General features: G+C 71.9%; 22 protein-coding genes. 12 read left to right on the top strand and 10 right to left on the bottom strand.

Annotated features, from left to right (window positions below; all coding sequences use genetic code 11):
- Positions 1-168 precede the first annotated feature (168 nt).
- The 5 genes from ACIRBY_RS08000 to ACIRBY_RS07980 all read left to right on the top strand — a co-directional run bounded on the left by ACIRBY_RS08000 (position 169) and on the right by ACIRBY_RS07980 (position 5,051).
- Positions 169-1,083, top strand: a complete 915-nt coding sequence (locus ACIRBY_RS08000; RefSeq protein ID WP_403897655.1) for an SPFH domain-containing protein — start codon at positions 169-171, stop codon at positions 1,081-1,083.
- On the top strand, positions 1,080-1,355 hold the full coding sequence (locus tag ACIRBY_RS07995; RefSeq protein WP_403897653.1) for a hypothetical protein: 276 nt from the start codon (positions 1,080-1,082) through the stop codon (positions 1,353-1,355). The genes ACIRBY_RS08000 and ACIRBY_RS07995 overlap by 4 nt, the downstream gene beginning before the upstream one ends.
- A gap of 137 nt (positions 1,356-1,492) precedes the next feature.
- Positions 1,493-2,017 (top strand): PadR family transcriptional regulator, encoded by a 525-nt coding sequence (locus tag ACIRBY_RS07990; RefSeq protein ID WP_042810297.1) that lies wholly within the window; start codon positions 1,493-1,495, stop codon positions 2,015-2,017.
- Entirely contained in the window at positions 2,014-2,700 is a 687-nt protein-coding gene (locus ACIRBY_RS07985; RefSeq protein WP_403897650.1) for an ABC transporter ATP-binding protein, read from the top strand. The genes ACIRBY_RS07990 and ACIRBY_RS07985 overlap by 4 nt, the downstream gene beginning before the upstream one ends.
- A complete protein-coding gene (locus ACIRBY_RS07980) occupies positions 2,697-5,051 on the top strand; it encodes an ABC transporter permease (RefSeq protein ID WP_403897647.1) in 2,355 nt (784 codons plus the stop codon). Before ACIRBY_RS07985 ends, ACIRBY_RS07980 begins: the two co-directional genes overlap by 4 nt.
- A 52-nt stretch (positions 5,052-5,103) precedes the next feature.
- Here ACIRBY_RS07980 and ACIRBY_RS07975 read toward each other — a convergent pair whose 3' ends face one another.
- On the bottom strand, positions 5,104-6,051 hold the full coding sequence (locus ACIRBY_RS07975) for a hydrogen peroxide-inducible genes activator (RefSeq protein WP_403897644.1): 948 nt from the start codon (positions 6,049-6,051) through the stop codon (positions 5,104-5,106).
- A gap of 135 nt (positions 6,052-6,186) precedes the next feature.
- Between ACIRBY_RS07975 and ACIRBY_RS07970 the strand changes: the two genes are divergently transcribed.
- Together ACIRBY_RS07970 and ACIRBY_RS07965 are read left to right on the top strand one after the other, a co-directional pair.
- Positions 6,187-6,741 carry a peroxiredoxin gene (locus ACIRBY_RS07970; protein ID WP_079429557.1) on the top strand — a complete coding sequence of 185 codons (555 nt, stop codon included), beginning with the start codon at positions 6,187-6,189 and terminating at the stop codon, positions 6,739-6,741.
- 3 nt (positions 6,742-6,744) lie between these two features.
- Entirely contained in the window at positions 6,745-7,284 is a 540-nt protein-coding gene (locus ACIRBY_RS07965; protein WP_125601103.1) for an alkyl hydroperoxide reductase, read from the top strand.
- A 79-nt stretch (positions 7,285-7,363) separates the two neighbouring features.
- On the opposite strand, the gene ACIRBY_RS07960 is transcribed toward ACIRBY_RS07965, so the two are convergent.
- The 5 genes from ACIRBY_RS07960 to ACIRBY_RS07940 all read right to left on the bottom strand — a co-directional run bounded on the left by ACIRBY_RS07960 (position 7,364) and on the right by ACIRBY_RS07940 (position 13,049).
- Positions 7,364-8,044: a hypothetical protein gene (locus ACIRBY_RS07960; protein ID WP_403897641.1), complete on the bottom strand. Its 681-nt coding sequence runs from the start codon at positions 8,042-8,044 to the stop codon at positions 7,364-7,366.
- Entirely contained in the window at positions 8,041-9,363 is a 1,323-nt protein-coding gene (locus tag ACIRBY_RS07955) for an AI-2E family transporter (protein ID WP_403897638.1), read from the bottom strand. Before ACIRBY_RS07955 ends, ACIRBY_RS07960 begins: the two co-directional genes overlap by 4 nt.
- Positions 9,364-9,483: 120 nt before the next feature.
- Positions 9,484-10,206, bottom strand: a complete 723-nt coding sequence (locus tag ACIRBY_RS07950; protein WP_366454559.1) for a transglycosylase SLT domain-containing protein — start codon at positions 10,204-10,206, stop codon at positions 9,484-9,486.
- Between the two features lie 437 nt (positions 10,207-10,643).
- Complete coding sequence (locus ACIRBY_RS07945; protein WP_403897634.1) at positions 10,644-11,960, bottom strand: PhoH family protein; 1,317 nt, start codon at positions 11,958-11,960, stop codon at positions 10,644-10,646.
- Positions 11,961-12,287: 327 nt separating this feature from the next.
- Positions 12,288-13,049 (bottom strand): isoprenyl transferase, encoded by a 762-nt coding sequence (locus tag ACIRBY_RS07940; protein ID WP_390685130.1) that lies wholly within the window; start codon positions 13,047-13,049, stop codon positions 12,288-12,290.
- Positions 13,050-13,178: 129 nt separating this feature from the next.
- Between ACIRBY_RS07940 and mgrA the strand changes: the two genes are divergently transcribed.
- Positions 13,179-14,216 carry an L-glyceraldehyde 3-phosphate reductase gene (gene mgrA, locus ACIRBY_RS07935; protein ID WP_403897632.1) on the top strand — a complete coding sequence of 346 codons (1,038 nt, stop codon included), beginning with the start codon at positions 13,179-13,181 and terminating at the stop codon, positions 14,214-14,216.
- Positions 14,217-14,347: 131 nt separating this feature from the next.
- Here mgrA and ACIRBY_RS07930 read toward each other — a convergent pair whose 3' ends face one another.
- The gene (locus tag ACIRBY_RS07930; protein ID WP_403897629.1) at positions 14,348-15,088 is read right to left on the bottom strand and encodes a prepilin peptidase; all 741 of its coding nucleotides are present in this window, start codon (positions 15,086-15,088) and stop codon (positions 14,348-14,350) included.
- An 86-nt stretch (positions 15,089-15,174) separates the two neighbouring features.
- Between ACIRBY_RS07930 and ACIRBY_RS07925 the strand changes: the two genes are divergently transcribed.
- The 3 genes from ACIRBY_RS07925 to ACIRBY_RS07915 all read left to right on the top strand — a co-directional run bounded on the left by ACIRBY_RS07925 (position 15,175) and on the right by ACIRBY_RS07915 (position 17,778).
- Positions 15,175-15,534, top strand: coding sequence for a DUF192 domain-containing protein (locus tag ACIRBY_RS07925; protein ID WP_403897626.1), 360 nt, complete (start codon positions 15,175-15,177; stop codon positions 15,532-15,534).
- Positions 15,535-15,597: 63 nt separating this feature from the next.
- Positions 15,598-16,215 carry an SMI1/KNR4 family protein gene (locus ACIRBY_RS07920; RefSeq protein ID WP_403897623.1) on the top strand — a complete coding sequence of 206 codons (618 nt, stop codon included), beginning with the start codon at positions 15,598-15,600 and terminating at the stop codon, positions 16,213-16,215.
- Positions 16,216-16,500: 285 nt separating this feature from the next.
- Complete coding sequence (locus ACIRBY_RS07915; protein ID WP_403898234.1) at positions 16,501-17,778, top strand: extracellular solute-binding protein; 1,278 nt, start codon at positions 16,501-16,503, stop codon at positions 17,776-17,778.
- 156 nt (positions 17,779-17,934) lie between these two features.
- Here ACIRBY_RS07915 and ACIRBY_RS07910 read toward each other — a convergent pair whose 3' ends face one another.
- A complete protein-coding gene (locus tag ACIRBY_RS07910; RefSeq protein WP_403897620.1) occupies positions 17,935-18,549 on the bottom strand; it encodes a hypothetical protein in 615 nt (204 codons plus the stop codon).
- Positions 18,550-18,730: 181 nt separating this feature from the next.
- Here ACIRBY_RS07910 and ACIRBY_RS07905 point away from each other — a divergent pair, with 181 nt between their 5' ends.
- Entirely contained in the window at positions 18,731-19,861 is a 1,131-nt protein-coding gene (locus ACIRBY_RS07905; RefSeq protein WP_403897617.1) for a serine hydrolase domain-containing protein, read from the top strand.
- Positions 19,862-20,040: 179 nt separating this feature from the next.
- On the opposite strand, the gene ACIRBY_RS07900 is transcribed toward ACIRBY_RS07905, so the two are convergent.
- Together ACIRBY_RS07900 and ACIRBY_RS07895 are read right to left on the bottom strand one after the other, a co-directional pair.
- Positions 20,041-20,862, bottom strand: coding sequence for a polysaccharide deacetylase family protein (locus ACIRBY_RS07900; RefSeq protein ID WP_403897614.1), 822 nt, complete (start codon positions 20,860-20,862; stop codon positions 20,041-20,043).
- Positions 20,863-21,049: 187 nt separating this feature from the next.
- On the bottom strand, positions 21,050-22,630 hold the full coding sequence (locus ACIRBY_RS07895) for an MDR family MFS transporter (RefSeq protein WP_403897612.1): 1,581 nt from the start codon (positions 22,628-22,630) through the stop codon (positions 21,050-21,052).
- Between the last annotated feature and the right edge of the window lie 29 nt (positions 22,631-22,659).

The raw sequence follows: 22,659 nt of genomic DNA, 5'->3' as shown, positions 1-22,659 counted from the left end.
TAACCCTGATCAATACCGGTCAATTCGGACGTGAGAATCAGCACCCACTCCAATGGAACCGACGCCCACGATGCCGGAAGGGTTGCGGTCACCGCAAAAAGTGATATCACTTTGCTAGACGTTCCGGCCGACCACGACCGGACGCGACGGACCAAACGGGGGTAATCCATGACAGCCGCGGTGACGGACGAACGACCGGTCGGTGTACGGGAGTTCGCGGCGAACAGCGTCGGCGGCGGGCTCGCGCTGCTGTCGGGGCTGGTGGGTGCGGTGGTCGGCGCCGGCGTGATCGCCCTCGGCGCTTCGGCGGCCGCGACGGCGACGAAGGCGGCCCTGATCCCGCTCGGCATCCTGCTCGTGCTGGCCGCCGTGATGGCCATGAGCGGGCTGAACACGGTGGCCCCGGGCGAGGCCCGCGTGGTCCAGCTGTTCGGCCGCTACCGGGGCACCATCCGCACGGACGGACTGCGCTGGGTCAACCCCCTGACCTCGCGCGAGAAGATCTCCACCCGCGTCCGCAACCACGAGACGGCGGTCCTGAAGGTCAACGACGCCTACGGCAACCCGATCGAGCTGGCGGCCGTCGTGGTGTGGCGGGTCGCCGACACCGCGCGGGCGGTCTTCGAGGTCGAGGACTTCACGGAGTTCGTCGAGACGCAGACCGAGGCCGCCGTCCGGCACATCGCGATCGAGTACCCCTACGACGCCCACGACGAAGGCGGCCTGTCGCTGCGCGGCAACGCCGAGGAGATCACCGAGAAGCTCGCGGCCGAGCTGGCCCTCCGGGTCGAGGCGGCGGGCGTGGAGATCATAGAGTCGCGGTTCACCCACCTCGCGTACGCTCCGGAGATCGCCTCCGCGATGCTCCAGCGCCAGCAGGCCGGTGCGGTCGTGGCGGCCCGCAAGCAGATCGTCGAGGGCGCGGTGGGCATGGTGGAGCTCGCCCTGACCCGGCTGGCCGAGGAGGAGATCGTGGACCTGGACCCGGAGCGCAAGGCCGCCATGGTCTCCAACCTGATGGTGGTCCTCTGCGGCGACCGCGCGGCCCAGCCGGTCGTCAACACGGGCACCCTCTACCAGTGACCCCCGTCGGCGGCCCCCGGCCCGAGGACGCGGACCCGGCGGACGAGCCCAGGCCCGCCCGCGCCGGGCGGCAGGCGCGCAAGCAGGTGCTGCTGCGGCTCGACCCGCAGGTGTACGACGCCCTCGCGCGCTGGGCCGGGGAGGAGCTGCGCAGCGCGAACGCGCAGATCGAGTTCCTGCTCCGCCGGGCCCTGTCCGAGTCGGGCCGCCTCCCGGGCGGCGCCGCCCCGATCCCGCCCCGCGGCCGCCCCCGCACCAACCGGGACGCCTGACCGCACCACCCCGGCCCAGGGCCCGGGCGCGACCCCGCGCCCGGGCCCCTTTGCGTCCGCCCCCGCCCCCACCTGCGAAAACAAATCGACAGCGGATCTATACACCATGCGTATACACCCCGTGTATAGTCGCGGTCATGTCCATCGGCCACACCCTGCTCGGCCTCCTGGAGGCCGGCCCGCGCCACGGCTACGACCTCAAGCGCGCCTTCGACGAAACCTTCGGCCACGACCGGCCCCTCGCCTACGGGCAGGTCTACTCGACCATGTCCCGCCTCCTGAAGAACGGCCTCGTGGAGGTCGACGGGATCGAGAGCGGCGGCGGTCCCGACCGCAAGCGGTACGCCATCACCGACGCCGGGATCACCGACGTCGAGCACTGGCTCGCCGAACCCGAGAAGCCCGAGCCCTACCTCCAGTCCACCCTCTACACGAAGGTGGTCCTCGCCCTGCTCACCGGCCGCAGCGCGAGCGGCCTGCTGGACACCCAGCGCGCCGAACACCTGCGCCTGATGCGCATCCTGACGCAGCGCAAGCGCAAGGGCGACCTCGCCGACCAGCTGGTCTGCGACCACGCCCTGTTCCACCTGGAGGCCGACCTGCGCTGGCTCGAACTCACCTCCGCCCGCCTGGACCAGCTCGCCCGGGAGGTGCGCCGATGACCCCGGCGGGATCCCTCCTGATAGGCGCCGGCCTGCGCAAGGCGTACGGCACCGCCAAGGCCCTCGACGGCGCCGACTTCTCCATCCACCCGGGCGAGGTGGTCGCCGTCATGGGCCCCTCCGGCTCCGGCAAGTCCACGCTCCTGCACTGCCTCGCAGGGATCGTCGCGCCCGATTCCGGCACCGTCACCTACGACGGCCGCGACCTCACCGCCATGGGCGACGCCGAGCGCAGCGCCCTGCGCCGCAGCCAGTTCGGCTTCGTCTTCCAGTTCGGGCAGCTCGTCCCGGAACTGACCTGCGTGGAGAACGTCGCCCTGCCCCTGCGCCTGGCCGGCGTCCGGCGCAGGGAGGCCGAGGCGACCGCCCTGGGCTGGATGGAGCGGCTCCAGGTCGAGGACATCGGCGCCCAGCGACCCGGCGAGGTCAGCGGCGGCCAGGGCCAGCGCGTGGCCGTGGCCCGCGCCCTGGTCACCCGGCCCCGGGTGGTGTTCGCGGACGAGCCCACCGGCGCCCTGGACTCCCTCAACGGCGAACTGGTCATGCAGCTGCTCACCGAGGCCGCCCGGGCCGCGAGCGCAGCCGTCGTCCTGGTCACCCACGAGACCCGGGTGGCCGCCTACTCCGACCGGGAGATCGTCGTGCGCGACGGACGGTCGCGGGACATGGAGCACGCCCTGTGAGCGCCCTCCGGACCTGGGCCCGGGACCTCGCGCTCGGGGCCCGCTTCGCCTTCGGCGGCGGACGCCGGGGCTGGACCCGCACCCTGCTCACCGGCGTGGGCGTGGGCCTCGGCGTCGCGCTGCTGCTGATCGGCACCGCGGTGCCGGGGGCGCTGACCGCCCGCCAGGAACGCGAGGACGCCCGCTCCCTCCTGGGCGCCGCCACGGCCGACGCCCCCGGCCGGGACACCCTGCTCGTCGCCCGCGTCGACCAGACGTACCGCCACCAGGACATCGGCGGCAGGGTGCTGCGTGCGGAGGGCCCGGACGCGCCCGTCCCGCCGGGGCTGCAGTCCCTCCCGAAGGCCGGCGAGATGGCGGTCTCCCCCGCCCTGAAACGGCTGCTGGCCTCCCCCGAGGGGGCGGAGCTGCGCGAGCGCCTCGGCGCCCGGATCACCGCGACCGTCGCCGACCGGGGCCTGACCGGTCCGGCCGAACTCCTCTTCTACCTGGGCAGCGACACCCTCCAGAGGGGTGGGCCGGGCGAACACCGGATCCAGCGGATCACCGCCTTCGCGGGGGACCCGGAGCCCCGGGACCTCGACCCGGTGCTGATGCTGCTGGTCGTCCTGGCCTTCGTGGCGCTGCTGGCGCCCGTCGCCGTCTTCATCGCCACCGCCGTCCGCTTCGGCGGGGAGCGGCGTGACCAGCGGCTCGCCGCACTGCGCCTGGTGGGCGCCGACGGCCGCACGGTACGCCGGATCGCGGCCGGCGAGGCCCTGTCCGGGGCGCTGGTCGGGCTGGTGCTCGGCGCGGGCTTCTTCCTGGCCGGCCGCAGCCTCGTCGGAGCCCTCTCCTTCCGGCAGCGCAGCGTCTTCCCGCAGGACCTGGACCCCTCCGCGTGGCTCCTCCTGCTCGTGGTGCTGGCGGTCCCGGTGGCCGCCGTGGCCGTCACCGTCCCCGCCCTGCGGCGGGTCGTCATCGAGCCGCTGGGCGTCGCGCGGACGGCGGTGCCGCGCCGGCGCCGCGTCTGGTGGCGCCTGCTGCTGCCCGCCGCCGGGCTGGCCCTGCTCGTCCCGCTGGCCAGGAGGAGCGAGGCGCACCGCGGCTTCGACCGGTGGCAGGCCGGCGGCGGCGTACTGCTGCTGCTGGTCGCCGTCACCGTCCTGCTGCCGTGGCTGCTGGAACGGGTCGTCGGGCGGCTCTCCGGCGGACCGGTCTCCTGGCAGCTGGCCGTCCGCCGGCTCCAGGTCGACAGCGGCGGCGCCGCGCGCATGGCCAACGGGATCGCGGTGGCGGTGGCCGGGGCCATCGCCCTCCAGATGGTCTTCACGGGCGTCGAGGAGGACTACGAGCGGCCCACCGGCCAGGACCCCGCCCGCGCGGCCGTGTCCGTCGTGATGCACATGGGCACCGAATCCCGCCTCGAAGCCCTCGCCGGGGAGCTCGCCTCGGCGCCGGGCGTCGTCCGCGCCGTCCCGCTGACCGACTTCCAGGCGGCGCGCGGCACACCGGCCGACGGCGAGACCGTCCGCGGGACCATCGGCACCTGCGACGCGCTGCGGGAGGTCGCCGACATCGGGGCCTGCGCCGACGGCGACGCCTTCGTCCTGTCGGGCGGCGGCCTGTCCCCCACCGGTGAACCGCTGGCCCCCGTACCCGGTGAGCGCCTCTACGCGGGCAACATCACCTCGTACGGCGCCCGGGAGCTGCCCGCGCAGAAGCCCGTCGAGTGGACCGTCCCCGCGGGCGCCCGCACGGTGCGGCCCGTCCCGGACCCGGCGGGCAACCTCCGGGAGGGAGTGCTCGTCACCCCCTCGGCCGCCCCCCGGAACATGGGCAGCTGGCCGACCGCCCAGGTCTACCTCCAGACCGACGGGTCCCGGCCCGACGCCCTCGACCGGATCCGCACGGTGGTGTTCAGGGCGGAACCCCTCGCGACGGCCACCACCCTCAGCGCGAGTGCCGAGGACACCTCGTACGGGGCGATCCGGACCGGGCTCTCCTTCGGCGCCGCGGGCCTGCTGGTGCTCATCGGCACGAGCCTGCTGGTGGCTCAGCTGGAGCAGCTGCGCGAACGGCGGCGCCTGCTGGCCGCGCTGGCGGCCTTCGGCACCCCGCGCGGCACGCTGGGGCTGTCCGTGCTGTGGCAGACGGCCCTGCCGGTCGTCCTCGGGCTGGCGCTGGCGACCGGCACGGGACTCGCCCTCGGATCGGCCCTGCTGTGGGTCACGGGCCGGCCGGTGCAGGTCGACTGGGTCTCCGTCCTGTCCCTGGCGGGGGCCGGCGCGGGCGTGGTCGCCCTCGTCACCCTGCTGGGCCTGCCGCCCCTGCTGCGCCTGATGCGCCCGGACGGCCTGCGCACGGAATGACCCCCGCGCCCGTACGGAGGCAGCCGCGCCCGCTCCCCCCGGGGCCCGCCGCTCAGTCGGTGGGCCACACCGGGAGCGGGCGCACCGCCTCGCGCAGGGCGCCCGCGATGGCCCGGAACTCCTCCTGGCGGGCGGTCCCGGTCCGCATGGCCAGGGCGATCCGCCGCGAGGGGGCCGGCTCGGCGAAGTAGCCGGTGGCCAAGGCCTCGTTGCGGGCCGTCTCCAGCCGCAGCGCGGTGCGCGGCAGCAGGGTCACCCCGAGGCCGCCGGCGACCAGCTGGACCAGTGTCGAGAGCCCGGCGGCGGTGGTGGTGACGTCCGCACCGGCGGTGCGCCCGGCCTCCCGGCAGATGTCCAGGGCCTGATCGCGCAGGCAGTGGCCCTCGTCCAGCAACAGCAGCTGGAGCCCCCGCAGTTCCTCGCGCGGGATGTCCCTGCGGCCGGCCAGCGGGTGCTCGCGGGGGGCCAGCAGTACGAAGTCCTCGTCGAAGAGCGGCAGTTCGCTCACACCGGGGACGCCCAGCGGCACCGCGAGCAGCAGCAGGTCCAGGCGTCCGGCGGCCAGCCCCTCCAGCAGGGAGGCCGTCTGCTCCTCGTGGACCTGGAGGTCCATGCGCGGGAAGCGGCGGTGGAAGAGCCCGAGCACGGTCGGCAGCAGGTACGGGGCCACGGTCGGGATGACCCCGAGGCGCAGCACGCCGGTGAAGGGGGCCCGGACCGCCTCGGCCTCCTCCAGCAGTCCGCCCAGCGCGTCGAGCACGCCCCGCGCCCGGACCGCGATCCGCTCGCCCGCCGGGGAGAGCAGCACCTTGCGGGTGGTGCGCTCCAGCAGCTGCACCCCGAGGGCCTCCTCCAGCGCGGAGACGGCCCCGGAGAGCGCGGGCTGGCTCATCCCGATCGCCGCGGCGGCGTCCCGGAAGTGCAGGTGTTCCGCGACCGCCGCGAAGGCGCGCAGCTGCGCCAGCGTCGGCTGCTTCTGTCCTCTACTACTCACAGCCACTGATAGGTACCTCCGATCACCCACCACAAGACTAGCTATTTCCCTAATCAATGCAGCTGTGCCAGCATGTGAGATCAGTCCAACCCCCTCGGAAAGCCCCCAAAAGGGTCACTTTCCATTCCGCAAGGAGAGTTCGTGCTCACTGTCGGTGACAAGTTCCCCAGCTACGACCTGACCGCCTGCGTCTCGCTCGAAGCCGGCAAGGAGTTCGCGCAGATCGACCAGAAGACCTACGAGGGCAAGTGGCGCGTCGTCTTCTTCTGGCCCGCTGACTTCACCTTCGTGTGCCCCACCGAGATCGCCGCGTTCGGCAAGCTGAACGACGAGTTCCTCGACCGCGACGCCCAGATCCTCGGCGTCTCCGGCGACTCCGAGTACGTCCACCACGCCTGGCGCAAGGACCACGCCGACCTGCGCGACCTGCCTTTCCCGATGCTGGCCGACTCCAAGCACGAGCTGATGCAGGCCTGCGGCATCCAGGGCGAGGACGGCTTCGCGCAGCGCGCCGTGTTCATCGTGGACCCGAACAACGAGATCCAGTTCTCGATGGTGACCGCCGGTTCCGTGGGCCGTAACCCCAAGGAGGTCCTGCGGGTCCTCGACGCCCTGCAGACCGACGAGCTGTGCCCCTGCAACTGGAACAAGGGCGAGGACACCCTGAACGCCGGCGCCCTGCTGGCCGGTGAGTGACGGATGTCCCTCGACACCCTCAAGTCCGCCATACCGGACTTCGCCAAGGACCTGAAGCTGAACCTCGGCTCGGTCATCGGCAACCAGGACACCCTCACCCAGCAGCAGCTGTGGGGCACCGTCCTGTCCTGCGCGATCGCCGCCCGCTCCCCGCGCGTCCTGCGTGAGCTGGAGCCCGAGGCGAAGGCCGCGCTGTCCCCGGAGGCGTACAACGCCGCCAAGTCCGCGGCCGCGGTCATGGCGATGAACAACGTCTTCTACCGGACCCGGCACCTGCTCTCCGACCCGGAGTACGGCACGCTGCGCGCGGGCCTGCGGATGAACGTCATCGGCAACCCGGGCGTGGAGAAGGTGGACTTCGAGCTCTGGTCGCTCGCGGTCTCCGCCATCAACGGCTGCGGCCAGTGCCTGGACTCGCACGAGCAGGTCCTGCGCAAGGCGGGCGTGGACCGCGAGACGGTCCAGGAGGCCTTCAAGATCGCCTCGGTGATCCAGGCCGTCGCCGTCACCCTCGACGCCGAAGCGGCCCTGGCCGCCGAGTAGTCGCCCGTACGGGTGGACCCGTACGCCCCTCCGCGCCCCCGCGGCCCTCCCGGCCGCGGGGGCGCGGTGCGTGCGGGGGCTACGTGCGGAGCCGGGCCATCAGGGCCCGCGCGTCCTCGACCATCGCCGCCTTGACGGCGTCCCCGTCGACGTCGCTGCCGCCGTCCTTCCGGTCCCACCAGCGGACGGTGACGGTGAAGACCGCGCCGCCGTCGAGCACCTGGAGCCGGGGCGCATGCAGCGCGCCCGAGAACAGCGCCCGCTCGCCCAGCCCGGACACCTCTTCGACCCGGGTGGACAGCGGGCTCCCGAACGGGTCCGGCAACGGGTCCGTGCCGAACTCCGGCGCCGGATCGGCCTTCTTGTGCAGCTCGACCAGTACCGCGGCCTGATGGCTGAACTCCTGCTCGTCGCGGGACCCGGCGGCGAAGCAGTACGACCAGTCCAGCGCGGGCCCCTCCCCATGGCTGGGCATGCCCACGCCCAGGTTGCCCAGGGCGGCGCCGACCGCCTTCAGCGGGGTCTCCGTGCACAGCTGCTCGCTGTGCCGGTGGCGGATCGGGGGCCCGGCCGCGGCGTAACGTTCCTGCGCGACCAGGACGCCGGCGAACACCGCGCAGGCCGCGACCGCCCCGCCCAGCGCCCAGCGCCAGGGCGCCGCCCGTAAGGACCCACCGGGCCCACCCGGCTCGGCGGTGTCGGGGGTGCCGGCGGGCGCGCCCGGGGCCCACTCCCCTTCGAGCTCGGGCTCGCCGATCACTCCCCGCTCTCCCACGGGGACGACAGCGCCGCGGTGGAACCGTGCGGTCCGGGACCGGCCGAGCCGGGGGCGAGGCGGCGTTCGCGGGAGTACGCGCGCAGGTAGACGACCACGGTGTTGGTGACGGCGACCAGCGGCACGGCGACCACCGCGCCCCCGATGCCGGCGATCATCCCGCCGGCCGCGACCGACAGCACGACGGCGAGCGGGTGGACCCGTACCGCCCGGCCCAGGATGAAGGGCTGGAGCACGTGCCCCTCGATCTGCTGCACGGCCAGGACCACGAGCAGCACCATCAGCGCGGTGAAGGGTCCCTGGGTCACCAGGGCCACGACCACCGCGAGGGCGCCGGAGACCACCGCGCCCACGAGCGGGATGAAGGCGAACAGGAAGATGAACACGGCGAGCGGAACCGCCATCGGCACCTTGAGGAAGTACAGGCCGAGGCCGATGAAGACGGCGTCGATCAGCGCGACGAGGACCGTGCCGCGCACGTACGCGGTCAGCGTGCGCCAGGCGCGCGGACCGGCTCCGGCGACGCCGGGACGGGCGGGGGACGGGACCAGGCCGAGCACCCAGTTCCAGATCTTCTGGCCGTCGTAGAGCAGGAACAGCGTCGAGAACATCGCGAGGAGCATGCCCGTGAGCACCTCGACGAGCACCGTCACGCCCTGGAGGCCGGCGGAGGTGATCTCCTCGGTGTTGGTGCCGATGGTCTCGCTGAGGTTCTTCGCGATGTCGTTGATCTGCTTCTCGGTCACGTGGAACGGACTGTCCAGTGCCCAGCTCTTGAGCTCGTTGATGCCCTCGCGCAGCCGGTTGGAGAGGTCGTCGAGGTTCTCCATGACCTGCCAGACCACGAACCAGCCGACGAGCCCGATCACGACGAAGCCGAGGATCGCGGTGACGGCCGTGGCCAGCCCGCGCGGCAGCCCGATCCGGCGCAGCCGGACCACGAACGGCTGGAGCAGGGCGGTGACGAGCAGGGCGGCGGCGAAGGCGAGGACGACCAGCCGGACCTCGCTGATCACCTTCATCAGCACCCAGACCATCCCGGCGAGCAGGAGCAGCCGCCAGCTGGCCTCGGCGGCGACGCGCACCCCCCACGGGATGACGGCCGCGGGGTCGGGCCGCACGGGCGGCGGGAGCTCCTCGAAGGCGGCCGCGGCGGGGGCCTGCGCCTCGGAGGCCGGGTCCGCCGGCGGCTCCACGTCGACCGAGGCCTCCGCCTCGACCTCCGCCCGCCGCTCGTCCAGGCGCGCCTCCATCCGGCTCAGCCCTCTGCCGAGCCGGCCGAGCCAGCCCGTCCTCTTCACCATGTCGTTCCCTTCCCCCCGCCCTGCGGTCTGACCTCGCACGACCGTACACGCGCGGAACCCCACACCGTAGGACGGTGTGGGGTTCCCCGAGGTTGTGCGCGGGCGTCGTCCGCCCGGCCTCTAGTACCAGCCGTTGGCCTGGTGGAAGCTCCAGGCGCTGCAGGGGCTGCCGTAGCGCTCGTTCATGTAGCCCAGGCCCCACTTGATCTGCGTGGCCGGGTTGGTGCGCCAGTCCGAGCCGGCCGAGGCCATCTTCGAACCGGGGAGCGCCTGGACCAGGCCGTAGGCGCCCGAAGAGGAGTTCACGGCCTGGTAGTTCCAGGTCGATTCCTCGTTGATGATGTTGGAGAAGCACTGGAACTGGCCCGAGGGGACCAGCTGCCGGGCGATGTCCTTGACCTGGGCGATCGTGTAGGAGCCCTGGACCGGGAAGTCGCCGGCGTCACGCGTGGCCGAGCGGCTGGCGATGCCCTCCGCGGCGTCGCGCTCGTCCTTGAGCTTCTTGGCGTCCGCGTCCTTCTTTTCCTGCTCCGCCTTCTCGGCGTCGGCCTTCTTGGACTTGGCGTCCTCGGCGGCCTGGATGCGGGCGGCCTCCTCCGCCGAGCGCTTGGCGTCGGCGTCGGCGGCGTGGGCGATGGCGTCGGCCTGCTGGGTCAGGGACCCGCTCTGGACCTGCGCCTGCTCGCCGACCGGAATGTCCTGGAGGAGCGTCGCTCCGGACGCGGTCGTCTCGAGGTCGTTCGAGGTGGCGGCATCGCCAGTGGCGACGCCGACGACTGCGCCGACGGTGGTGACCGCGGTGGCCGAAGCCACTGCGAACCCCCGGACCGAGATCCGGCTCACACGGTGTCCTTCCAGCAGCGTCCGCAGTGACCGCGCGGGCGCAAGAGTGCCCCTTCGACACTGGACTCCGTGGTGTTCTGGTCACTGGAGACACGGGCCCGTGGACAACTCCCTTGCGGGGGCTGCCGCGTGAAACCGGGCGGCATACGGTCAACGGCTGTGGAGTTGTGGTGCTGCGCGTATCCCCAACTGGAGATACAGATGTGCCGTATGCGGGGCCTGACGGAAAACAGACTCTGCCGGACCTCGACGCCGCAAGGCAATTCCACGTTGCGTGGGAAACGTCACACCAGGCATGACCCAACTGATTTCGACAAAGACCTGTGCGGAAGGGCGCCGTCCGGCTAGGCTCCTGCGCCTTTGCCGGACGGCGCCAACTCACCGTCCCGTTCTGGGGGATTTGACCCTTACGGGCCCTCCTCGCACTCCCTGGGCGATCAGAGCGATTCGAGCATCTCCGTGACGAGCGCGGCGATCGGGGAGCGCTCGGAGCGGGTGAGCGTGACGTGGGCGAAGAGCGGATGCCCCTTCAGCTTCTCAACGACGGCGACCACTCCGTCGTACCGGCCGACCCGGAGATTGTCCCGCTGGGCCACGTCATGGGTCAGGACGACCCGCGAATTGGCCCCGATGCGGGACAGGACGGTCAACAGGACGTTGCGCTCCAGCGACTGCGCCTCGTCCACGATGACGAAGGCGTCGTGGAGGGAGCGGCCGCGGATGTGCGTGAGCGGCAGGACCTCCAGCATCCCGCGGTTCAGCACCTCCTCGATGACCTCGCGCCCGGCCACCGAGGAGAGGGTGTCGAACACCGCCTGCGCCCAGGGGCTCATCTTCTCGGAGGCGTCCCCGGGCAGGTAGCCGAGGTCCTGGCCGCCCACCGCGTACAGCGGCCGGAAGACCATCACCTTCTGGTGCTGGCGGCGTTCCAGGACCGCCTCCAGGCCCGCGCACAGCGCCAGCGCCGACTTGCCGGTGCCGGCCCGGCCGCCCATCGAGATGATGCCGATCTCCGGGTCGAGCAGGAGGTCCAGGGCGATGCGCTGTTCGGCGCTGCGGCCGTGCAGCCCGAAGGCGTCCCGGTCGCCCCGTACGAGCCTGACGTTGCCGTCGGCGGTGACCCGGCCCAGGGCCTTGCCGCGCTCGGACTGGAGGATCAGCCCGGTGTGCACCGGCAGTTCGGCCGCCTCCGGCACGTGGAGGCGCTCCTCGGAGTAGAGGAGGTCCACCTGCTCCCCGGAGAGGGCCAGCTCGCTCATGCCGGTCCAGCCGGCGTCGGTGATGGCGAGCTCCGCCCGGTACTCCTCGGCGAGCAGACCCACGGACGAGGCCTTGATGCGCAGCGGGAGGTCCTTGGAGACGACCGTGACGTCGTAGCCCTCGGCCTGGAGGTTGCGGGCGACCGCCAGGATGCGGGAGTCGTTGTCCCCCTGCCTGAATCCCGCCGGCAGGACGCCGGGGTCGGAGTGGTTGAGCTCGACGCGCAGGGTTCCGCCCAGATCGCCCAGCGGGATGGGGGCGTCGAGGCGGCCGTGGCGAACCCGGAAGTCGTCGAGCAGGCGCAGGGCCTGGCGGGCGAAGTAGCCGAGCTCGGGATGGTGCCTCTTCGCCTCCAGCTCGGTGATCACCACGATCGGGAGCACGACCTCGTGCTCGTCGAAGCGGGAGATCGCGTTGGGGTCTGCCAGCAGGACGCTGGTGTCGAGGACGTAGGTCCGCCTGTCGGACAGGCGGCGCTTTGTGCTGGTCACCACGGAAGGACGTACCCCCTCGGAAGAGGTCGGGCCATGAAGACCGGACCGGTCAACGGCGCCTGTGCCAGGGCCGCTTTCCGGCCCTCCATTCCGTCCGTGCGAACCGCACGCTCGTCCTGGTGCAAAGGGCCTCCCGGGCGGACGGCCCTGTGCCGTCCGCTGAGACTCGACACCCGTGGATCGGGCGTCGACCTGCAAGGCTTATGCCCTTGAACGGGGGCGCCCATGCCATGGCATATGACGGACGCTCGGTGAACCCCAGGTGAAGGCCTGACGAGGGGGAGAGGTGGGACCGGAGGGGTTCCGAGGGGGTTTCGGCCGCCGGGGTCAGGTGCCGTAGCGGCGGTGCCGGGCCGCGTAGTCGCGCAGGGCGCGCAGGAAGTCGACCTTGCGGAAGGCCGGCCAGAACACCTCGCAGAAGTAGTACTCCGAGTGCGCGCTCTGCCAGAGCATGAACCCGGACAGCCGCTGCTCGCCGCTGGTGCGGATCACCAGGTCCGGGTCGGGCTGGCCGCGCGTGTAGAGGTGCTCGGCGATGTGGTCGATGTCCAGGACCTCGGCGAGCTCCTCGAAGGAGGTGCCCTTCTCGGCGTGCTCCAGCAGCAGCGAGCGGACCGCGTCGGCGATCTCCTGGCGGCCGCCGTAGCCCACGGCGACGTTGACCAGTATCCCGCCGATGTCGTGCGTGGCCTGCTCGGCCTCCTTCAGCACGGTCTGCGTCCGGGACGGCAGGATGTCCAGGTTGCCGACGTGGTGGACGCGCCAGCGGCCGTCCGCGGCCAGGCCCCGGACGGTGTTCTCGATGATGTTGAGCAGCGGGCGGAGCTCGGCCTCGGGCCGGTCCAGGTTGTCCGTGGAGAGCATCCACAGCGTGACGACCTCGACGTCCGTCTCGGTGCACCAGCCCAGCAGCTCGGAGATCTTGTCGGCGCCGGCCTGGTGGCCCTGCTCCGTCGTACCTCCGGACGCCTTGGCCCAGCGCCTGTTCCCGTCCAGGATGACGCCGATGTGCTTGGGCGACGCGTCATGGTCGAGGCGACCTTCCACCCGGCGTGCGTAGAGCTTGTACACCAGGTCGCGCAGCTTCACGATCTTCCAGCCCCTCCGTGCAATGCCCCCGTACGAATTGCGGTCTCCCCCGAGTCCCCGCCACATTACTGCGCGGCGGGATCGGGTACCCAACTCGGTAGGTCACAAGTCCGTGATAGCAAGGACAACGTGACTGATACCAATCCCTATCGGGCAGACCACTCCCGCTACGACTCCATGCCCTACCGGCGCACGGGCCGCAGCGGCCTCAAGCTCCCCGCCATCTCCCTCGGCCTCTGGCACAACTTCGGTGACGACAAGTCCCTGGAGTCCCAGCGGTCGATCCTGCGCCGCGCCTTCGACCTCGGCGTGACCCACTTCGACCTGGCCAACAACTACGGCCCGCCGCCCGGCTCCGCCGAGCTGAACTTCGGCAAGATCTTCGCCCAGGACTTCGCGCCGTACCGCGAGGAGCTGGTCCTCTCCACCAAGGCCGGCTACCTGATGCACCCCGGCCCGTACGGCGAGTGGGGCAGCCGCAAGTACCTCCTCGGGTCGCTGGACGCCTCGCTGAAGCGGATGGGCGTCGACTACGTCGACATCTTCTACTCGCACCGCTTCGACCCGGAGACCCCGCTGGAGGAGACCATGGGCGCCCTGGCGTCCGCGGTCCAGCAGGGCAAGGCGCTGTACGTCGGCGTCTCCTCGTACACGGCGGAGCAGACCGCCGAGGCCGTCCGGATCCTGCGCGACATGGGCGTCCGCCCGCTGATCCACCAGCCCTCGTACTCCATGATCAACCGCTGGACGGAGGAGGACGGGCTGCTGGACACCCTGGAGGAGGCCGGCATGGGCTGCATCGCCTTCGCGCCGCTCGCGCAGGGCCTGCTGACCGGCAAGTACCTCCAGGGCATCCCGGAGGACTCCCGGGCCGCCGCCGGCAAGTCGCTGAACCCGGCGCTGCTCTCGCAGGACGTGGTGCGCCGCCTCGGCGGACTCAACGACATCGCGGCCGGTCGCGGCCAGTCGCTGGCCCAGCTCGCGCTGAACTGGGTGCTGCGGGACGAGCGCATGACCTCGGCCCTGATCGGCGCGTCGAGCGTCCGGCAGCTGGAGGAGAACGTGGCCGCGCTGACCGGGGCGCCCCTGTCGGAGCAGGAGCTGAAGGACATCGACTCCTTCGCCGTCTCCACCCCCGGCACCAACATCTGGGCCCAGCGCGGCTGACCTGCGCTTTTGTCCGTGAGGGAGGGGAAAAGAAAAACGGGCCGGTCCGTGGGGGGGATACGGACCGGCCCGAGGGGGGGGTTCCACCATAACCCTTCGTAAAGCGTCCTGCGTGCATTGGCGCAGAATGATTACGCTCCGAATCCGCCCAGGAGCACTCCGCTGAGGGTTCCGGCGGCCATGAAGGGCCCGAAGGCGAAGCCGGTCTTGCGGGTCGCGCGGCTGGTCAGCAGCGCGCCGAGACCATACACGGCCCCGTAGAGCAGCCCGAGGAACGCCCCGGCGGCCCATACCCCCCACCCGTACCACCCAAGAGCGACCCCGAGGGGAAGCGCGAGCTTGACGTCGCCGAGGCCCATGCCGGCGGGGTTGATCAGGAACAGCACGAGGTACGCCGCCCCGAGCGCGGCCCCGCCGAGCAGGGCCCCCCGCCAGCTGCCCGCGGCGCAGGGCAGCAGGGCGGCCACGCCGAGCAGGGCGGCGGTGGCTCCGGCCAGCGGCAGGGTGAGCACGTCGGGCAGCCGGTGCACGGCGAGGTCGACCATCCCGAGCAGCACGCACACGGGCGCCGCCCCGACGAACACCGCCGTCTCGGGCCGCACCCCGCCCGCGGCCCCGAGGACCCCGCACACGGCCGCGCAGACGGCGGCGGGGGGCCACCGGGAGCCGCCGTACGCCGCCGGCCGCCCGCCGGGGCCCTCCCGGCCCCCGCAGCGGGCGGCTCCGAACCAGCCGGCGACCGGGTGACCGGCGGGACAGAGCCCCCGCCAGGGCTCGCCCGGCTCCACCGAGAGGCGGTAGGCGGCGCGCGGCAGCCCGGACCCGACGGCCGCGCCGTACACGGCGGCGAGGATGATCACGACTGCGCCCATCCGCCGACGGTAGCCCGCGCGCCGCCCGCCGGCACGGGCCCGTGGACCCCCTGTGGACACGGCCCGGCGGAGCCTAGGGTGGGCCCATGGCCTACCAGGACGGCACCGGGATCCTCCGCATCGGGCACGGCACCGCCGTCCCCCTGGAGGTCGCCGCCTCCTACCGCGCCCGCACCCGCGGCCTCCTCGGGCGGGACGGGATCGAGGGGGCGCTGCTCCTCACCCCCGCGGCGAGCGTGCACACGTTCCGCATGCGCTTCCCCATCGACGTCGCCTACCTCGACCGCCGCCTGCGCGTCGTCGCCGTCACCACCATGCCCCCGAACCGCCTGGGCCTTCCCCGACCCCGCGCCCGGCACGTCCTGGAGGCCCGGGCCGGGGCGATGGCGGGCTGGGGACTGCGCCCCGGCGCCACAGTCGCGCTGGAGCGTCTCGACGGGCCCTAGGTCACGGCGCGCCCGGGCGGTAGGTTGGGGCGGTTGACGTGGGGTGTCAGGGGAGCGGCGGGCATGACGGAGAACGCGCGGATCAAGGCGCTGGAGCAGATCATGCCGGCGACGCACGGCGCCGACGAGGACGTCGACTGGCAGACGGCCGAGGCCGTCTGGGGCACCCGTTTCCCCTCGGACTTCGTCGCCTTCATGGGCCGTTTCGGCGCCGGCTCGATCAACGGCGAGGCCGGCATCCTGCTGCCCCTGCCCAAGCCCGGGCTCCAGTGGGACCCGGCCGAGATGGCCGAGGAGACCGCCAACGCCCGGCAGGCCTGGGAGGCGGAGGGCGGCCGGGCCGCCTTCGACGTGGACCCGGAGTCGATCATCGCCTGGGGGGTCACCGGCGGGTCCGACATCCTGTGCTGGCTCACCGCCGACCCCGACCCGGACCGCTGGCCGGTCCTCGTCGTCGGGCGGCACACGGCCGAGGCCTTCGCGGTGTACCCGTACGGCATGGCCGAGTTCCTGCTGCGGATGTGCTCCGACGAGTTCGACGTGAGCCCCGTCGGCATCACGTTCTGGGACGCCGGCCACCTCAGCTTCGTGCACTGGCGCAAGGCCCAGCGCCGCTGGCAGGAGGGCCGCAACCCCGAGACGGGCGAGCCCGACCCGTACGCCGGCGAGTTCGCCGACTAGCCCGGCCGACGCCCCCGCCCCCTCAGCCCGTTTTCCGGAAGGAAACGGGCTTTTCGGTATGTCTACGCGCGTCCCATTAGGGAGGCACATATTCGAAAACACAAACAGGGAAAAGTGTTTTTGGAGCATTGGACACAAGTGCCGACCCAATGGAAACAACTCCGCCGCCCTCGGGAGAGAATTCCGGCCATGACGGGCCGCGGCGGGACACCCCAGCCCGGAGCAACTCATAAGTAATAACGGGACTCGAAAGAAAATCAGGGGTATCCACCCGTGCGACGAAAAATGTTCGGCGCGGCCGCCACGGCGACCGTGTTCGGCCTGCTCATAGCGCTGTCCGGCTGCGGTTCTTCCGACAGCAGTGCAGGTGACAGCGGTACGCTGCGCCTGGTGGCCGCCGAATACGGCGATACCGCGGCCAACAGCTCCAAGGCTTTCTGGGACAAGGTGACGAAGGATTTCACCGCCACCAACCCCGGAATCAAGGTCCAGGTGCAGCTCCTGCCCTGGGCCGACATCGACCGCGAGGTCTCCCGTATGGTCAAGGCCGGCAATGCGCCGGACATGGCCCTCATGGGCTCCTACTCGGACTTCGCGGCACAGGGAAAGCTGTATTCCGCGGAAGAGCTGCTCTCGATCAGCGCCGAGGCGAACTTCCTCCAGCCGCTCGCCGAGGCCGGCTCCGTCGGCAACACCCTCTACGGCCTGCCGTTCGTGGCCTCCAGCCGCCTGCTCTTCTACAACGACACCCTGTTCCGGCAGGCGGGCATCACCTCCGCGCCGAAGACCTGGTCCGACCTGAAGGCCGACGCCAAGGCGCTCAAGGACAAGGGCGTGAAGTACCCGGTCGCCCTGCCGCTGGGACCCGAGGAGGCGCATGCCGAGGCGATGATCTGGGAGCTCAGCAACGGCGGCGGGTACGCCGACAGCAGCGGCAACTACAGCCTGGCCTCCGACCAGAACATCGCGACCTTCCGCTGGCTCAAGGACTCTCTGGTCACCCCGGGCCTCACCGGTCCGACCCCGCCGTCGCAGTTCAACCGCGCCGACGCCTTCGCGGCGTTCCTGCGCGGTGAGGTCGGCATGGTCAACGGCTACCCCTCGCTGCTGCACGAGGCCCGCGCCAAGGGCATCACCGTCAACGCGGTCCCCATGCCCATCTCGGACAGCATCGGCTCGGGCGAGACCCCGCCCACCGTCGGCGTGGCCGACTGGATGATGGCGTTCAAGCAGAACGGGAAGGGCGAGGAGATCGGCAAGTTCCTGGACTTCGTCTACCAGGACAAGAACCTCTCGGACTTCGCCGGCCGCTACCACCTGTTGCCCTCGACGGTCTCGGCCTCCCGCACCCCCTCGGGCGGCGGCCTCGACCGCAACGACGAGCAGTTCCTGACCGCCCTGCGCGGCGCGCAGCTCTACCCGGTCAACGACCCGTCCTGGGTGACCGTCAGCGACACCATCAAGCGCAGCATCGGCCACGCCGTCGACCCGAACGGCGACGCCAAGGCCGTGCTGGAGGGCATCGCCGCGAAGGCGGGCGAGGCCGGCCGGAAGAACGGCTGACATTCGGCCGAGACGGGACCTCCGCTTCCCGTCCCGCCCCTTTCCGTACGGCAGAATGGCTTACGGCACTTGATCCAGGAGCCGTGGCCCGGTCGCCCGACGAGCGCCCACAAGGTGCGCAGGGCGGCAAGGCCTTCTCCCCCCCCTTCCCCGCGGCTACTTGCCGCCGTTCTCCGCGGAGAACGCCTTCCGGTACTGCTCGCAGCCGGAGTCCCAGCGCAGCGTGCCGCCGACCTTCGCGTATCCGGGACGCTCCAGCGTCCACTCCACCGTGTACTCCCCGGTGTCGCACGCGATCCGCTTGTCCCCCGCGACCTTCTGACTGCCCGTCGCGGCCTGCCCGGACAGCTTCTTGTCCACCTCCCCGACCACGGTGCGGCGCGCGTCGCGCAGCACGGCGTGCAGGCTGAGGGCGTGCTTGCCGTTCTTCGTGGTCAGGCCCTTGTTCACCAGGACGTCGGAGACCGTCCAGGCGAACTCGTACGAGGGCATCCAGGCCAGCGTGTCCGGGTCCCCGACCTTGCGCTCCCACTCCGGGGCGGCCTCGGGGCCGGGGCGGGTGACGGTCTTGTACTGCACGCCCGGGTGGAAGCGGACCTGTCCTTCCACCTTGTGCTTCTGGTCCTTGCTCCACGCCTTCCCGCTCCCGACCGGGTCCTGCGGGAGGTTCCCCTTGCCGTCGGCGGCGGTGGCGGCCGCCTGGCCGAGGGCGGGGGTGAGGGCCGCGAAGGCGGCGGCGGCGGTGAGAGCGGCGGTACGGGTGCGCTTCATGCGCGGTCCAACGGGCCCTTGCGGCGCGCTGGAACGTCGTCGCGCGCGCGTTCACCCGTACGTGGGCGGGGCGCGCGGCCACAGGTGACAGATTCCGGCCACGGCGGGCATATGAGCCGACCGGCTCTGGTTGTCTGAGCGCGAACGACGAAATGATCTACGCATGGTTACGGGGGATGTCATGACAGTGACGGTGAACGGCACGGTGGAAGCGGGCTGGGAGCCGGTCCGGGAGGAGTTCGAGGCCTTCGTGGCCGCGGAGCCCCACTCCCCGGAGGCGCAGCTGGCGGTCCGTCACCACGGCCGGACCGTGGTGGACCTGTGGGGCGGCGAGGAGACCGACGGGGACACTCTGAGCGGGGTCTTCTCGATCACCAAGGGAGCCGCCCACCTGGTGGTGGCCCTGCTGGCGCAGGAGGGCGTACTGGACCTGGACGCGCCGGTGGTGGAGTACTGGCCGGAATTCACGGGCGACGGCAAGGAGCGGCTGACGGTGCGGCAGCTGGTCGCGCACGGCTCCGGGCTGATCGCCGTGGACACGTTCTCGTACGAGCTGATCGCGGACGACGCGCTGGTGGCGGCCGCGCTGGCCGGGCAGAAGCCGCGCTGGGAGCCGGGGACGGCGTACGGCTACCACGCCTTCGTGATCGGCGCGCTGACCGGTGAGGTGGTGCGCCGGGTGACGGGCCGCTCGATCCAGGAGCTGTACGAGGAGCGGGTGCGGGCGCCGTACGGGGTGGACCTGTACATGGGGCTGCCGGACGCTCTGGAGGGCCGCTGGAAGCCGGTCCTGGAGATGCTGCCGACGCCGGCGCAGCTGGAGCTGCTGACCTCGGGCGGGCCGATGCCGGAGCTGATGCGGGTGGCCTTCAACATGCACCACGAACCGCCGATGGACGCGGTCGCGTACGCCAACCACCCGAAGGTGAAGGCGCTCGGGCCGGCCTCGGCGGGCGGCATCGGCACGGCGCGCGGTGTGGCGGCCCTGTACGCGGCCGCGATCAGCGGGCTGGAAGGGCTGCCCGCGCTGCTGAAGCCGGAGACGGCGGCCGAGGTGGCGCGGCTGCACACGCCGGGCCAGGACGCGGTCGTCGCGGAGGCGGACCACTTCGGGCTGGGCTTCGAGAAGCAGCCCGCGGTGGGCCAGGAGGCGTTCGGGCACTGCGGTGCGGCGGGCGCCAACGGCTTCGCCGACCCGGTGACGGGGATCGCGTACGGGTACACGCGCCGCCGCTTCGGCTTCCCGGGCGGGCTGGCCCCGGAGAACGGGCCCCTGACGGCGGCGGTGCTGAAGGTGGCGCGGGGGCTGTAGGGCTCCCGCCGCGCCTGACGGTCCCGACCGGCGGTCCCGGGCCTGGCGGCGGGCAGGCCGGGCTGGAAGTCAGGCCTGGCGGAAGTCGGGCCTGAGCCGTCAGGCCTGGCGGCGGGCAGGCCGGGCCGGGGGGCGGGGCCGGGGCGCCGGCCTTCACCCGTTCGCCGTGCGGCGGCGTGTCAGGGGGCGGTGCGGACCGGGAAGCCGGTCGGCCGCCCCTGCTCCCCCAGCCAGGCCAGGACCTGGTCGAGGGCGGCGACGGTCTGGCGGCGGTCGCCGCCCCCGTCGTGGAAGAGGACCGTGGGGCCGTTGCCGATCTCGCGCTTGACGTTGGCGACGATGGCGGCGGTGCCGGGCCTGCCGAAGTCCTTGGTGTCGACGTTCCAGCCGAGCGGGCGCATCCCGGCGGCCGCGGCGATGCGCCGGCTGTCGGGCGTGAAGGCCCCGCCGGGGGCGCGGTAGTACTCGACCTTCGCGCCGCCGCCCGCGGCCTCCTCGATCAGCCTCTTCGCGTCGAGGATCTGTGCCTCCTGGTAGGCGACGGACTTCCCGGCCATGGTCGTGTCGTGGTCCATGGTGTGGTCGCAGAGCCGGTGGCCGGCGGCGACGACCTTCCTGACGAGGTCGGGGTGGGCCCTGGCCTGCGGTCCGATCATGCAGAAGACGGCCTTCACGTCGTACTTGGCCAGGACGTCGAGGACCTGCGGGGTCCAGCGGGGGTCGGGGCCGTCGTCGATGGTGATGTCGACGGCGTTCCCGCCGGCCTCCGAGGCGTGGGCGATGCCGTCGGGCACGGCGGTGGAGGGCGCCCCGCCCGGGCCGCCCGGCTTCCCGTCGGCCGGTGCGGAGCCGTGGTCCGACGCGTTCTCGTGGCGGGGGGCGTGGTGGTCCTCGCCCGTGGGGAGCAGGGTCGTGACCCCCCAGACGGTGGCGGCGACGGCAGCGGCGGAGGCCGCGACGGCTGTCCGGGCTCGGAGGCTGTGCTTCTGCGTGCGCGTCATGTGGATCAGGACGCCTTCGAACCTGAGAAGGTTCCCCGCAATTGCCCTATAAATTCCAGGTAATGAGGACTTTAGTCCTTTATGGCCACGGTCGGCACGGCCACCCCTCCAGCCCCCGCAGACACGCGGAGAGGCGGGTGGGGCCCGGGAAAACCCGGGCCCCACCCGCCTCTTGGGCCGTGCGCGGTCAGTGGGCGAACGAATCCGCCGGGGAGGCCGCGGCCTTGGCGTTGCCGCCGCCGGCCTGGGCCGGGCCCGCGCCCCGCAACGGGACCTCCTTGACGAACCAGGCGAGCGCGAAGCCCAGGACGGCGATCGCCGCGCCGAGCAGGAACGCCGAGTGCGTACCGGCGGCCACCGCGTGCTGGTAGGCGTCGCGGACGGCCTCGGGCAGCTTGGCCAGGCTGGCCGCGTCGAGCTGGGCGGAGCCGGAGGCCTTGGCGGCCTGCGGACCGAGGCGCTCGGACATGGTGTCCGTGACCCGGGTGGTGAACAGGGAGCCCATCAGGGCCACGCCGAAGGAGCCGCCGAGGGTGCGGAAGAGCGTGGCGGAGGAGGAGGCGACGCCCATGTCCTTCATCTCCACGCTGTTCTGGGCGACCAGCATGGTGATCTGCATCAGGAAGCCGAGGCCGGCGCCGAGGACGGCCATGTAGAGGCCGGAGACCAGGCGGGTGGTGCCGGTGTCCATGGTCGCGAGCAGGAACAGGCCGACGACCATGAGGGCGCCGCCGACGATCGGGAACACCTTGTACTTGCCGCTGCTGGTGGTGATGCGGCCGACGACGAGCGAGACGACCATCATCGAGAGCAGCATCGGCAGGAGCAGCAGGCCCGAGTTGGTGGCCGAGGCACCCTGGACCGCCTGCTGGAAGAGCGGGAGGTAGAGCACGCCGCCGAACATGGCGAAGCCGACGAGGAAGCCGATGACGGACATCAGGGTGAAGTTGCGGCTGCGGAAGATGTGCAGCGGCATGACCGGCTCGGCGGCCTTGGTCTCGGCGTAGACGAAGGCGGCGATCGCCAGGACGCCGGCCACGATCAGGCCGATGATCTCCCCGGAGCCCCAGGCGTACTCGGTGCCGCCCCAGGTCGTCACGAGGACGGTCGAGGTGATGGCCACGGTCAGCAGGGCGGCGCCCAGGTAGTCGATCTTCCCCTTGGCCTTCTTCTTGGGCAGGTGCAGGACCGCGCTGACCATCGCGAGGGCGACGGCGCCGAGGGGGAGGTTGATGTAGAAGGACCAGCGCCAGCCCATGTGGTCGGTGATGGTGCCGCCGACCAGCGGGCCGCCGATCATGGCGAGGGCCATCACGCCGGCCATCATGCCCTGGTACTTGCCGCGCTCACGGGGCGGGATCAGGTCGCCGATGATCGCCATGACGCCGACCATCAGACCGCCGGCGCCCAGGCCCTGGATGGCGCGGAAGCCGATGAGCTGGCCCATGTCCTGGGCCATGCCGCTGAGGGCGGAGCCGATGAGGAAGATGACGATCGACGTGAGGAAGGAGCCCTTGCGCCCGTACATGTCGCCGACCTTGCCCCAGATCGGGGTGGAGGCGGCGGTGGCCAGGGTGTAGGCGGTGACCACCCAGGAGAGGTGTTCGAGGCCGCCGAGCTCGCCGACGATGGTCGGCATCGCGGTGCCGATGATCATGTTGTCGAGCATCGCGAGCAGCATCGCGATCATGAGGGCCATCAGGACGACCCGTACGCTGCGCGGCTTCACCTCCTCCGCCTGTCCGGCCTGCTTCACTGCGTCGCCCATGTCCACTCCCCGTGACACCGATTCTTCTC

This window comes from Streptomyces sp. NPDC096136, from assembly GCF_044763325.1.
Lineage (GTDB): Bacteria > Actinomycetota > Actinomycetes > Streptomycetales > Streptomycetaceae > Streptomyces.
This window is presented reverse-complemented; position numbering and strand designations above follow the sequence as displayed.